Source organism: Deltaproteobacteria bacterium (assembly GCA_016180845.1).
Classification (GTDB): domain Bacteria; phylum UBA10199; class UBA10199; order JACPAL01; family JACPAL01; genus JACPAK01.
Genome location: JACPAK010000002.1, coordinates 1 through 12703, shown reverse-complemented (window position 1 = coordinate 12703; position 12703 = coordinate 1). Strand labels below are relative to the sequence as shown.

Sequence of the window (12703 nt, the reverse complement as noted above, 5' to 3'; positions counted from 1 at the left end):
AGGAAATGCATGGAAAAAGTTAGCGCCCATCTTTGGATCTCAGGCCGTGTTCAGGGGGTTTGCTACAGGGCCTGGGCGGAAACAGTCGCCAATGAACTCCTGCTAAGCGGTTGGGTTCGAAACTCCCCGGATGGTCGCGTTGAGGCGTTTATTGAGGGAGAAAAAGGATTCGTCGACCGAATGATCGAGAAGTGTCACGAAGGCCCCCCTGCCGCCCGTGTGAAGGAGATCCGGGTCGAATGGGAGGCATACCGAGGTGAATTTCCTGATTTCAGGATTGTTTGATCATTGAAATTTGTTTGACAAGAAGAGGCCCTGTGAATATTCAAGTCCTTAAAAAAAGGGGAGAAATCTTATGCATTTACGACTCGCTTTGATTCCGCTTATCGCGATCCTTCTCACAACAGCCTGTGAGAAAAATCCGACGCTTGCGAAGGTCGGTGGAAAAAGGATTACCGAAAAAGATCTGACTGTCCTGGGAGAGGTGAATCCCCGCCTCAAACCTCGCATGGCAACCCCGGTAGGGAAAAAGAAGATTTTGGAAAACTACGTGGAGCAAACCCTCCTCTACGAAGAGGCGAGAAAACGTGGAATCCATCGTTCCGACAAAACCAAGCAAAAGCTCGACCTTTATGAAAAGATCATCATCGCCCAGGCTGTTTTAGATGATGAGCTCGAAAATCAAATCAAGCAGTATTATGAAAATCATCGAGATGAATTTGAACGGCTGAAACTTTCGCACATTCTGATCCGGACTGTCGAAGAGGAATCAGGGGCCAAGAAAAAGGCTGCTGCGAAACCAGCACAAAAACGGACCGAGGATGCCGCCAAGAAGCTGATCGCGAAGATCAAAGAACGATTAGATAAGGGAGAGACTTTTGATAAGGTGGCGAGCGAGGTTTCAGAAGACTCCCAATCGAAACAGAATCAGGGGAGTCTCGGCTACATCACCCTTCGGGACAAACGACTCGAACGGATGGGGTGGTTGCCCTTGGCCGAACAGGCCTTTGCCCTGCAAGAGGGGAATGTCTCCCCATCACCGATCCAGACAAAAGACGGGTTTCACTTGATCAAGGTGGTCGAAGAGAAAAAACTTCAACCTTTTGAAGAGGCGGAGACTGGGATCAGATTTCGTCTTCAGTCAGATGTTCGAACCAAATTCCTGGCCGACCTGAAAAAGAAGTATAAGGTTGATTACATCGAAGAAAAGAAGCCTGCCTCTCCCTCTCCCTCTCCAGAAGCGGTGGAGCCTAATGAGGGCGCGGGCGAACCGGCACCTGCCCCTGGACCGGAAGCTGCACCGAGTCCCCAATCCTGATCCCTTCTCGAGGAATCGTTCCGCCGGAGACCTCGAGCACATAGGAATAGGGAACCTGAGGCATCAGGAGTTCCTCCGAGTAGGGGACCGCGTTTTCGATCAGGCCAACAACGACTCCATCTCTATCCAGAAAAATCATATCGAGAGAAAGAGGGGTATTTTTCATCCAAAAGGGAGACTGGGTCTCTTCGGGGAAAACAAAAAGCATCCCGTGGTTGAACGCGAGTTCCCTTCGGTGCATGAGCCCTTTCTCGCGCTCTTGAGTGGTTCTCGCAAGTTCCACTCGAAAAGTAATTTCACGACCTACACGAGTTTTGAGGATAACAGATTCGAGAGAGGCAGAAGAGCAGGAAATCAGAAGGACGAGAAAGAGAGCCGTCAGGAAATGAGCCCTACTCTTCATCTTCCTTTTCGGCCAATTTTGCGAAGGCGACAACCTTTTCATCTTTTTCAAGATGAATCAGCCGGAACCCCTGCGTGTTCCGACCAATAACTGAAATCTGGTCGACCCGAATCCGGATGATCTTTCCTAGATTGGTGATCAGCATGATATTCTCATCATTAGTCACCTGAATGACTCCCACAACAGGGCCGTTACGGTCTGTCGTCTTGATGGTGATAATCCCGCTCCCGCCGCGTCCCTGAATTCGGTACTCCTCAAGCGCTGTCCTTTTGCCATAACCGTTTTCCGTCACCGAAAGGGCTGTCTGTCCTTCCTGCAAAACTTCGAGACTGACCACCTCATCTTTTTTATCCAGACGAATCCCGATAACTCCAACCGTCACACGCCCCATCTCACGAGCTTCCTTTTCATGAAACCGGATCGCCTGACCATCACGGGTTGAGAGAAGGATGTCTTGTTCTCCATTCGTCAGGGAGGCACCAATCAGGGCATCCCCTTCCTCGACTCCCAGAGCAATAATCCCGGAGGCCCTTGGATTCGCGTAAGCGGTGAGGGCGGTCTTCTTGACTATCCCCTTCTTAGTCGCAAAAATAATATTCTTCCCTTCGGCAAACTCTTTTACGGTCAGGACCGCCGCAATCTGTTCATCGGAGCCCATCTGCACAAGATTCACGATAGGCTTCCCCTTCGTTGCCCTCCCTGCCTGCGGAATCTCATGAACCTTCAGCCAATAAACCTTCCCGCGGTTTGTAAAGATCAGAACATAGGCGTGGGTCGAGGCGATAAAGAGATCACTAACAAAATCTTCCTCACGCGTCGTCATGCCGGTCTTCCCATGTCCTCCACGACGCTGAGCCCGGTAGAGACTGATCGGATTTCTCTTGATATACCCCTTGTGGGAGATGGTCACAACCATCTCTTCTTCCGCAATGAGGTCCTCGACGGTCAGTTCCTGGGTTCTCCCTTGGATCTCCGTCCGACGAACATCACCATAGGACTTTTTGATCTCCGTCAATTCTTCCGAAATAATCTGATAGATAAGCTTCTCGCTCTTGAGAATCTCGCGATATCCCTTGATCTGTTTCTGAACCTCTTCGTACTCTTCGACAATCTTCTCTCGTTCCATCGCGGTCAGTCTCTGCAACCGGATCTCCAAAACCGCCTGAGCCTGGATCTCCGTCATCCCATACTTCTTCATCAACCCTTCCTTGGCTTCCACAGGGGACTTCGATTTCTTGATCAAGGTGATGACAGCATCGAGGTTATCGACAGCGATCTTCAATCCTTCGAGGATATGCGCACGTTCCTCCGCTCTTTTCAGATCATAGGCGGTTCTTCGGATCACCACCTCATGACGATGATCAATAAAAATCTTAAGCGCCTCTTTGAGATTAAGCGTGCGTGGTTGTCCCCCCACAATCGCCAGCAGGATGATACCGAAGGTCGTTTGCATCGCGGTATGACTGTAAAGCTGATTCAGGATCACACCAGCGACCGCCCCCTTCTTCAGCTCCACAACAATCCTCATGCCGTCCTTGTCTGATTCATCCCGAAGATCCGAGATCCCTTCGATCTTTCCGTCCCGATGGAGTTCGGCGATCTTTTCGATGAGACGTGCCTTATTGACCTGATAGGGGATCTCGGTGACGATGATGCTCTCCTTGTCCCCTTTCGCCACTTTTTCAATCAAGGCCCGTGCCCGGAGCTGCAGAATCCCCTTCCCTGTCTCATACGCCCCGCGAATCCCTTCCCTCCCATAAATAAAACCGCCGGTCGGAAAATCAGGCCCAGGAATGATCTTCATGAGATCTTTTACAGAAACATCGGGATTCTTGATAAGCTCGAGACAGCCATCAATAATCTCGCTCAAGTTGTGCGGCGGAATCTTCGTCGCCATCCCGACAGCAATCCCGTCAGAACCGTTAATCAGCAGATTTGGAACCTTCGAGGGAAGCACGGTCGGTTCCTGAGTCGAACCATCAAAATTTGGGACGAGATCGACCGTCTCCTTCTCAATATCGGCCAACATCTCCTCGGCCAGTCGCGTCAGCCGTGCCTCAGTATAACGATAGGCGGCTGCCGGATCGCCATCGATAGAACCAAAATTCCCCTGACCATCAATCAAGGGATAACGCATGTTCCAATCCTGGGCTAATCGGACGAGGGCATCGTAAACGGCGAGATCCCCATGCGGATGATATTTTTTCAGAACCTCTCCAACGACACCGGCGCATTTTGAATATCTTTTATTGGAAAGAAGCCCCTCTTGATACATCGCATAGAGAATCCGGCGATGAACCGGCTTCAATCCATCCCGAGCATCCGGAAGGGCGCGACCGATGATGACGCTCATCGCGTAATCCAGATAGCTGTGCCTCATCTCATCTTCGATATTGACTGGGATAATTTCTGCAGACGTTGGCATGGGCGATGAAAATAAATCGTGGGGAGCCCCGAGTCAATTCAAAAGCCATGCCAATGCAGAAAAAATCAGCATCAGCCGTTTTTTTAATTGACTCTTCCTTGAGATTGATACATACCGCTTTCATTAAGTTTAGGCCCTAAAACCCGCATCAAATAAGCCTTCGCGGGGAGCCTAAAAATGAAGGGGGGTGAAAATAATGACAAAAGGTGAATTAGTCGCATGGGTCGCAAGAGACTGCAAAATTTCCAAGGCAGTCGCAGAAAGGGCTTTGAATTCCGTCACTGACGGGGTCCAGAAGTGCCTTAAGAGAAGGGATAAGATCACTCTGACAGGCTTCGGCACATTCTATGTTGCCAAGAGGCGTGCTCGCAAGGGTCGTAATCCCCAGACAGGTGCCGAGATCGATATCAAGGCCTGTAATGTCCCGAAATTCAAACCCGGGAAAGAGCTTCGGAAAAGCACTCAGTAGTACCAGGCTCTTGATGGTTTTGAGGTAAAAACCCCTTTAATTCAAATAAAGGGGTTTTTTATTTATGACGAGCAAGATGAAAGTCCTCGGGGTTCTTGACAAATACACCGGTTACAATTTTCACAGAGATTCGTCGCATCTTCTGCTGCTAACGCTCTATGATCGAAATCATACGATCTATTATACCGATCCGACCTCGCTATTTAGCCAAAAAGGCGAGCCCTGCGCGATGGTCTCCGAGGTAAAAGTCACCCGGGGAACCCCTTATTTCCATTTTAAACCTCCATTCCCCAAACCTCTCGCCGAGATGGATATCATCCTGATGAGGAAGGACCCGCCGGTAAACACCTCTTATTATTATGCGACCCACCTCCTCTCTCTTGTTGAGGATAAAACATGGGTCATCAATCGCCCTTCCACGCTACGGGATTGGAATGAAAAACTCTCAATCCTCTTCTTCCCTGAATGGATACCGAAGACTCTCGTGACGGGTGACTGGCACAGAATCGAGGCGTTTCAAAAGGAGAGAGAGGGAGCGGTTGTCGTGAAGGAGCTCGATAGTTATGCCGGAAAGGGGATCCACCTCTGCCCCTTCTCCGGAGATCATTCAAAGCTGATCCATCAGCTGACCCGAGGCGGCGATCTCCCGGTGATGGTCCAGGAATATCTGCCGGTGGAAAGGGGAGAGAAGAGGGTCTTCTTCATCGATGGCAAAACTTTCGGAGCGATCATTCGCCATCCCGCTGCAGGAGGTTTTTTGACAAGCCCTGATCATGGCGGCACCTATGCCGCTACCCAACTTACGGAGCGCGAAAAGAAAATTTGCTCCTCACTCGAACCTTTTTTTCTTAAAAAAGGGGTCTTCTTCGCAGGGATCGATCTCATCGGGGAATATTTGACGGAAATCAATGTGACCAGTCCCGGACTCCTGTGGGAATGGAATGAGGTGGATCATCAGAAATATGAGGAAAAGATCGTCGATTGTATGGAAAAGAAATTAACCTGATCATGACAAAGTTCCTGCTCATCCTCCTCCTTTTTCCGTTTTCCCTTTTTGCCTGGAACGGGTCTGACCACCAGCTGATCGGTAAACATGCATTGGAACCGGTGAAATCGAATTTCCAGCTCGGGATCCCTGTCCAAGTCACTCCCCTCTCCGCCCTCCTTAAAAAACTCCCTGCCGGGATTGGAGATATATGGCATTTTTCAAATTGGCTTGGAATTGATCCGGGAATCGATATCGAGGAACCGGTTCCGGAACTTATGGGTAAGGAAACAGTCACACCCATTGAGGTCTTAAGTTTATACGCGATTGATCCTGACGATGGAAGGGATCAAAACCTCTTTGATCGGGATGAAAAGGGAAAGCCGATCGCGCGCTACGCGGATCAGAAATGGTTTGGGGCTCTTGAAGGACCAAATTCCCAAGCCTTTCGTCATATTGAGAAACCACCGTTCTCGTTTAGGAAACCCCGTTCAACCTTTGGATTCCCTTTTCGTGCCGTCGGTGAGGCGTCGAAACGTGCCGAGATCTGGTTTCAACTCTCCCAACTCGCCTTCGAACTTGGTGAAGATTACTGGGGTTGGCGATTTCTGGCCAACTCCTTTCACTACCTCCAGGACCTTCACAACCCGTATCATGCAGGACAGATCACGCCTGAAATGGCGTTCAAGGGGTTCCGTGCCTGGTTCGAATGGGGTCGACAACAAGAGGGATTTGTCGGGACTTTCGCCCATCTGATCTCAAACTCCCATCGCTTCTTTGAAAGTTATGTCGCAAATCCGAGGGGCCACGATGAAGGGCTGAAGCAACAGGCCCTTCTGGCACTCGAGGGACGCGATTTTCAGTCTCCTCTTTCATCCGTCCAAAAACTAGCCGAAGAGATCCGGGATCAATCAAACAACTTCTTCCCCTCACTGCTCGATGCGGTAACCGAAGCAACCGACCCTCGCCTCCTCGGTCCCATTACTTACAACTCAGACGACCCGGGGGCCGACAATCCGGAACAATTTTTAAGGAAAAGAGACTCTTTTCAACAGGCGAACCAGAAGATCTTTCGGATCACCCACGGCCGCTTTGCGTCAGCAGGATCTATCATGAGATCGGTCGTCAAGAAGTCGCTCGATGAAAGGGGGAAGAAAAAAACGGAGGAGTTAATCCAGCAACTTAATCAACTTTTGGAATACGAAACAATTCTCCTAGATTCCGAGTCACCGCCTCATCAATGACAGACAACGAAACCCCCCGAATCTCGGCAAGCCTCTGCGCCACCAGTTGGACATAAGCCGGTTCATTCCTCTTCCCCCGGTGCGGTTCAGGAGCGAGATAAGGACAATCGGTCTCCACCAAAATCTTTTCGAGGGGGGCCTTTTCCGCCACTTCCCTTAGATTTCCGGATTTCTTGAAGGTCAGGATCCCTGAAAATGAGAGATAAAAACCTTTTTTCAGAATTTTTTGGGCAATCCCCCAGTCTCCTGTAAAGCAATGAAAGACCCCTCCCCTCTTCCACCCCTCCTCTTCATCCATGATGGCAAAGCAATCTTGAAAGGCATCGCGGCAATGGATGATGAGTGGAAGCGCTGCCTCATGGGCGAGACCCACTTGCTCGCGCAATATCCTCAACTGCGCCTCTCGTGGTGAATGCTCGTAATAATAATCAAGCCCGATCTCACCGATCGCCACGACCTTTTGATCTGCCGCCAGGAGTTTCAGTGCGGCGAGATCCTCTCGCGTCACCTTCGCCGCTTCATGCGGATGAAAACCGATCGCAACATAAATTCCAGAATAATTTCGCCCAATCTCCAACGCCTGACGACTCGACTCGAGATCGGTGCCGACATTGATAATCGTCTCGACACCCGCCTGTCGTGCACGTTCAATGACCTGTGGGATTTCTCCCTTAAAATCATCAAAGTGTATGTGGGCATGTGAGTCGATCATGAATACAAAATCCCCCCTCAAATTATAGCCACTAAATTCCTCAACCCCCCTTTGTTAAAGTGGGGTTCCTTTCCTGCCCGTTATAGATGTAAGGGCCGCTCCACTTTGAAAAAGGGGGGCAGATGAAACACTGGCAACCACGACGGGGGGATTTAGTCTTGTTTATCGACCACAATATCGAGAACCTTATCTCTGGAATTATAGTTATGCTTGAATTCCTTGGCAGCGACCGGAAGCTCAAATTCACGATAAAACCGATCCGGAAACGAATTCGCCATCCCGCAGAGTCTCTTCACCCTCTGATCCTCCAACCACCCTTTCAGCAACAGGACCTTGCCACCTCGGGCCAGCTGAATATCCAACTTATAATCCGGCATCTTGTTCGGAAGATTCCATTGATACTTCAATGGATGTTCCGGGACTGTCTCCGGCAACGCAAAATGATAAAGAAGTTGATGGGGGGTCTCCTCGACCGTATAGGCCTGCCCATACCGCTTCATCCGCTCCCAATAGGTCTCCGGACCTCGACCCTTCGCCTCTTCCCACCGGATCTCCCACGGCCGGTCATCGAGGATCTCCGCCGGATCGGGGGGTGGTAATGCTTCCCCTTTTTTCGCCGAGGCAGGCTTTTTGTCAGCCGGCGGCGGGGGTAGCTCCCCTTTGATCAGGGAGATCGCATCGACGGGGCAATCATAAATAATATCCCACGGATTGTATTTTCCCTTCGCGACCGGGGCAAACGCGATCGCCCGCGTATGATCGGCGTTCATCTTGAAGACATCGCCGAAATCGTTGCAGCAGGCATCACAGGCGATACAGGCCTCGGAAACCGCGTATTCTTCCATTTTTTGAGACTCGTCGGGCATGGTGAAGACTATATTTTATTAAGAGACTGTTGTTGTCAAGCTCACCAGTCAATCCTCTGTCGTGATGTATCGGGAATCAGCCGTCCCACAAATTTAAACAGAAATGAATGCGGGTTCGTTGCGAACTCCCGATGCGAGACGCGAGACTTCACCTTCCCCTCATCCGTCCCGGCAATAAACTCGACCCGCTCAAATTCGGCATAATTGATATCAATATCGAAAATTCCACGATTCCCAAATTTACCAAACGCCTCTACCTTCTCGAAATCATCAACGACAAGATTTTTCCCTGATTTTTTCAGCTCAAAATTAAAACCATCGTAGAGGACAATCTCCTGGGCATGCTGGCACATCCCATGATCCCAAACCGCGAACCCAATTCCCTGATTGAGAGGAAATCGGACCTCTTCGGCATCGAATCGCACCTGATACCGTGATCGGTCTTTTCCTTCAGATCGGTCCAAGGTTACTGATGCAATCTGATCGGGAAATGAGCGATCGGTAAAAACTTTTGCCGCCAACAAGATCTCCGTAATTTTTGGGCGAGTCACCGTGACCGGCAACTGATCCTTCTTCTGCTCTTGAATCAGGTAGAGGAGCTGGAAAAACTGCTCCATCTTCGTCTTCTGCGGCTTCCCCTCAAAAATCTCATACAGCTCCCCATCTCCTGTATTGATCCCAACCTCTTGCAGAGACCTGATCAAGGCCGGCATGTCGGCGGATCGATTGGGCGGGGGTGGGAGGTCGGCGAGGGGGCATTTGTTATCATGGCTGACGGCATGACCTTCTTCCGAGGTCTTCGAAAACTCGCCTGCGTCGTGATTGCTTGGCAGGTTCCACCCTGTGAAGGCTACAGGGTCCCCCTGCAACAACTTGATTCCGATCGCAGGACTCCTGGTTCTCAGACCTCTCCACAAGATCGTGCCGTCAGCAAAAATTGATGACGAGCGATCGGAGGGATTTCTTGAGAAAACTGAACGCGACCTTTCGGAGGCCGTCGTCTCCATGCTCAGAATGCCACGACGGCCGAGAAGGAACGCGCGAGCGTGCGTAAACGCGAGCGACGTGTGTCGCGAAGGTTTTTGAAAGAAACCCTCTGACAGCATCGGCATGTTGCAAACGATAATGATAAATGTTACCCACCACCACATGTCTTTTTCCCTCAAGAAGTTGATCGAAGAGCGATGGGGCGAGAATTACGAGCTGCATGAGCAGTATGTCAATCCCCAGTTTGTGAAAGTGCTTCGAACCATCGGCTTCGATAAGGTCTATAAAAAGGCTGGGGGGCAATACCTCTATGATGGTGAGGGAAATCGCTATCTCGACTTTCTTTCCGGCTACGGAGTTTTTGGGATCGGCCGGAATCATCCGCACATTAAAGAGACGATTCGAGAGCTGCTCGACCTCGATCTCTCGCAGCTGGTCCAGATGGACTGCTCCCTCCTCTCGGGGCTGCTCGCGGAAAAATTGGTCTCACTGACGTCAAAACAGCTCGATACCGTCTTTTTCACGAACTCCGGAACAGAGGCGGTCGAAGGGGCACTCAAGTTTGCGCGTGGTGCGACTGGTCGCAACCGGATCCTCTACCTCGATCACTCGTTTCATGGACTGACGCTTGGCTCGCTCTCCGTGAACGGAAATGCGGAGTTCCGAGATGGATTTGGAGAGCTGCTCCCAGCAAGCGCGATTCCACTCAATGATCTGACGATCCTTGAGCATGAACTCAAAAAGGGGGACTGTGCCGCCTTCATCTTCGAACCGATCCAGGGAAAAGGTCTTTATCTCCCTGAGGAGAAGTTCCTCCCGGAGGCACAGAGGCTCTGTAGAAAATACGGCACGCTCTTCATTGCCGATGAGGTCCAGGCAGGGCTCGGACGGACGGGAAAATGGTTCGCCTATCAACACTGGAATCTCGAACCGGATATTGTCTGTATCGCCAAAACCCTTTCCGGTGGTTTTACCCCGGTCGGTGCGATCCTCTATCGACGCGAAATTTACAAAAAGATCTTTTCGCGCATGGATCGCTGCGTCGTCCACTCCAACAGTTTTGGGAAAAACAATCTTGCGATGGCCTGCGGATTGGCAACCCTTCAGATGATGGAAGATGAAAAACTCCCGGAAAAGGCAACGAGTCTCGGGGAAAAGATGATTTCAAGGCTTCGTGAGATCGGACAGAATTATGAAATGTTCAAAGAGGTACGCGGAAAGGGGCTGATGTTTGGTGTGGAATTCCACGAACCTAAATCCTTAAAGCTCAAGGCGGCCTGGAAGATGATCCATGCCGCTAATAAAGGGCTCTTTGGTCAGATGATCGTCGTCCCACTCATGGCGAATCATCGGATCTTGAGTCAGGTGGCGGGACATAATATCGACCTTGTGAAGTTTTTGCCGCCTCTTATTATCAGCGACGAAGACGTTGATTATTTTCTGAAGTCATTTGAAAAAGTTGTAGCGGATTGCCACAAGTTCCCCGGGGCGACATGGGAAGTAGGAATGACGCTCGCGAAAAATGCACTTCGGTCAAAAACTCCCCTTTCGGTCACTTCTCCACAACCTTAGCGGTTTCTATTGCCAAGCCGGCCAAAGGCCCTGCCAAGTTGCAGTTCCATGCTATTATCTTCCCACTCTCGAGCCCTGCAGATACCATCAGTTTGACATTCGAAACAGGGGAGGTCTCCATTGAGATCGGTGCAATTGTTTGGGCAATCGGTCGTTATCGTGCAATGAGGGAGTCTGTAGTTAAACAGATTACCATCGTCCCCTCTATTAATAAGAAACTGGATTACAGTCACCTCTCTAAACGGATCCCAATAGCCCGGTTCCACAAACATATAATCGGGTCGCACAAATCGGGAATTGTACCGTGGGACCAGTTCCCGGTAAACGACACGATCTTCACCATCGATCCCATGCGCGGTAATCTTGAATTTCAGGGCCCGAAAACGGGTCTTCAAGAGGTACTGGATCAAGGGGACTTGTCTCGTATCGACGGCATTTGTCGGATCACCATCAAAGGCTGCCTCCAGATTTCCTTGGTAGGTATACTTGCTACTACTGAAGCTGCTATCCAATCTCGGATTCGGGGTTCGGTTTTCAATCCCCGACCCCCAATTGATCTCCCGATCTCCATCCTCCTCTTCCACTGTGGCATCCGGCCCCCCTTGGAAGGCATAGACAACATCTTGATCCGCGGACGATGTTTGATCAATCCACCCCTGGCGGGCCGGGATATAATAATCGTAAATGGTCCCATTGATGAGCAACAGGTTTTCGACCTTTAATTCCTTCAGACAACCATCGGTACAACCATAATAAAGCAGTTCGATCTCGATCGGATTCGTCGGGGCGAGATGTTGTGCCTTGAGCGGAATCATATAAGTCCTCTCATCCTGAAGGATCGCATCGCGATGGTCAGGATCCCGATCAAGATCGTCCGGAGTCGGTATATCCTCACCTTCAAACGCAGCGAAATACCAGTCGTCCCAGCCGGTCACGAAATTGGAACGTTCCATGATCGTCTCCTCATCAGCGACTTTAAATTCGGACCGATACCGGAGATCGACCGTCTTTTGTCTCGGGAGATACCCATCCGGCGGATAATCCCTCTGCCACCCAAACTGCCAGACGGTTAATTTATAGCGATTGCAGGTGTCATGTTTTCGATTCCGGTCATGGAGCCCGGTCAGTTTATATTCCCTCACACGATTGGAATCGGCCGCAGGGGCCGATGTCACCTCAGCACTCGAGACGCTGTTCCGCTTCGTAATCCCAATCAGATCCTGCGCATATTCCTCCCACGATCTCCAGGCTGCACGATTAAAGACAGAGGAAGGGACTGTTCCTAGAACCCCTTGATTGCGCGTGATCGCACCAAGATCTAAAACAGGGACCACAAGCTTCGAGTCGCTGCTGCTGTTGGATCCCTTCGATCCCTTCCCGTTCTTCTTCTTCCCGGATCCAGATTTCGTTCCTGAAAGGGAGGTTTTTTCAAGATTCTCCGTGCCAACCCCCTCATCATCATGACAACTCGATGGCCATTCCCCGGTCGTCGGATCCCGATAGGTCTCCAATTTGATCTTGTCGGCCCATGGGAAGCTTAAGTCATCCCGGCGTGTCCCGACGGCAGGACCGGTCGCGTTCAAAAGGAACCCGGCATTCGCAGGCTTCGGTTCAATCGTTAAATCTTGTGAAAATCCCCAGTTCAGTTCCAGATCGCATCGGCCGATCAGGTCATCCTCCTCGATCGGATCATCATAATCATTGTATTCCGCCTCCCCACCC

At 50.6% G+C, this 12703-nt stretch carries 14 protein-coding genes; 7 read left to right on the top strand and 7 right to left on the bottom strand.

Features of this window, described 5'->3' with window-relative positions:
• Positions 1 to 9: 9 nt before the first annotated feature.
• A complete protein-coding gene (locus HYT76_04195) occupies positions 10 to 285 on the top strand; it encodes an acylphosphatase (GenBank protein ID MBI2082751.1) in 276 nt (91 codons plus the stop codon).
• A 70-nt stretch (positions 286 to 355) separates the two neighbouring features.
• Positions 356 to 1318 carry a peptidylprolyl isomerase gene (locus tag HYT76_04190; protein ID MBI2082750.1) on the top strand — a complete coding sequence of 321 codons (963 nt, stop codon included), beginning with the start codon at positions 356 to 358 and terminating at the stop codon, positions 1316 to 1318.
• On the opposite strand, the gene HYT76_04185 is transcribed toward HYT76_04190, so the two are convergent.
• Together HYT76_04185 and gyrA are read right to left on the bottom strand one after the other, a co-directional pair.
• A complete protein-coding gene (locus HYT76_04185; protein ID MBI2082749.1) occupies positions 1251 to 1721 on the bottom strand; it encodes a DUF192 domain-containing protein in 471 nt (156 codons plus the stop codon). The genes HYT76_04190 and HYT76_04185 overlap by 68 nt on opposite strands.
• Positions 1711 to 4146 (bottom strand): DNA gyrase subunit A, encoded by a 2436-nt coding sequence (gene gyrA / locus HYT76_04180; protein ID MBI2082748.1) that lies wholly within the window; start codon positions 4144 to 4146, stop codon positions 1711 to 1713. Before gyrA ends, HYT76_04185 begins: the two co-directional genes overlap by 11 nt.
• 196 nt (positions 4147 to 4342) lie before the next feature.
• On the opposite strand from gyrA, the gene HYT76_04175 reads away from it, so the two are divergent.
• The 3 genes from HYT76_04175 (at position 4343) to HYT76_04165 (ending at position 6844) form a co-directional block, all read left to right on the top strand.
• The gene (locus HYT76_04175) at positions 4343 to 4615 is read left to right on the top strand and encodes an HU family DNA-binding protein (protein ID MBI2082747.1); all 273 of its coding nucleotides are present in this window, start codon (positions 4343 to 4345) and stop codon (positions 4613 to 4615) included.
• A 64-nt stretch (positions 4616 to 4679) separates the two neighbouring features.
• Positions 4680 to 5621 (top strand): glutathione synthase, encoded by a 942-nt coding sequence (gene gshB / locus HYT76_04170; protein ID MBI2082746.1) that lies wholly within the window; start codon positions 4680 to 4682, stop codon positions 5619 to 5621.
• Positions 5622 to 5623: 2 nt separating this feature from the next.
• Entirely contained in the window at positions 5624 to 6844 is a 1221-nt protein-coding gene (locus HYT76_04165) for a hypothetical protein (protein ID MBI2082745.1), read from the top strand.
• On the opposite strand, the gene HYT76_04160 is transcribed toward HYT76_04165, so the two are convergent.
• The 3 genes from HYT76_04160 to HYT76_04150 form a co-directional block, all read right to left on the bottom strand.
• On the bottom strand, positions 6783 to 7556 hold the full coding sequence (locus tag HYT76_04160) for a TatD family hydrolase (protein MBI2082744.1): 774 nt from the start codon (positions 7554 to 7556) through the stop codon (positions 6783 to 6785). The genes HYT76_04165 and HYT76_04160 overlap by 62 nt on opposite strands.
• A 152-nt stretch (positions 7557 to 7708) precedes the next feature.
• Positions 7709 to 8422, bottom strand: a complete 714-nt coding sequence (locus HYT76_04155) for a hypothetical protein (protein ID MBI2082743.1) — start codon at positions 8420 to 8422, stop codon at positions 7709 to 7711.
• Between the two features lie 41 nt (positions 8423 to 8463).
• On the bottom strand, positions 8464 to 9135 hold the full coding sequence (locus tag HYT76_04150; GenBank protein MBI2082742.1) for a hypothetical protein: 672 nt from the start codon (positions 9133 to 9135) through the stop codon (positions 8464 to 8466).
• Positions 9136 to 9189: 54 nt separating this feature from the next.
• Here HYT76_04150 and HYT76_04145 point away from each other — a divergent pair, with 54 nt between their 5' ends.
• Positions 9190 to 9363, top strand: coding sequence for a hypothetical protein (locus HYT76_04145; GenBank protein ID MBI2082741.1), 174 nt, complete (start codon positions 9190 to 9192; stop codon positions 9361 to 9363).
• On the opposite strand, the gene HYT76_04140 is transcribed toward HYT76_04145, so the two are convergent.
• Positions 9350 to 9565 (bottom strand): hypothetical protein, encoded by a 216-nt coding sequence (locus tag HYT76_04140; GenBank protein MBI2082740.1) that lies wholly within the window; start codon positions 9563 to 9565, stop codon positions 9350 to 9352. The two genes, HYT76_04145 and HYT76_04140, sit on opposite strands and share 14 nt — an antisense overlap.
• Before the next feature lie 6 nt (positions 9566 to 9571).
• On the opposite strand from HYT76_04140, the gene HYT76_04135 reads away from it, so the two are divergent.
• Positions 9572 to 10981, top strand: a complete 1410-nt coding sequence (locus tag HYT76_04135; protein MBI2082739.1) for an aspartate aminotransferase family protein — start codon at positions 9572 to 9574, stop codon at positions 10979 to 10981.
• On the opposite strand, the gene HYT76_04130 is transcribed toward HYT76_04135, so the two are convergent.
• Positions 10978 to 12703: hypothetical protein (locus tag HYT76_04130; GenBank protein ID MBI2082738.1), on the bottom strand; the 1726-nt coding region annotated here is incomplete at its 5' end. The genes HYT76_04135 and HYT76_04130 overlap by 4 nt on opposite strands.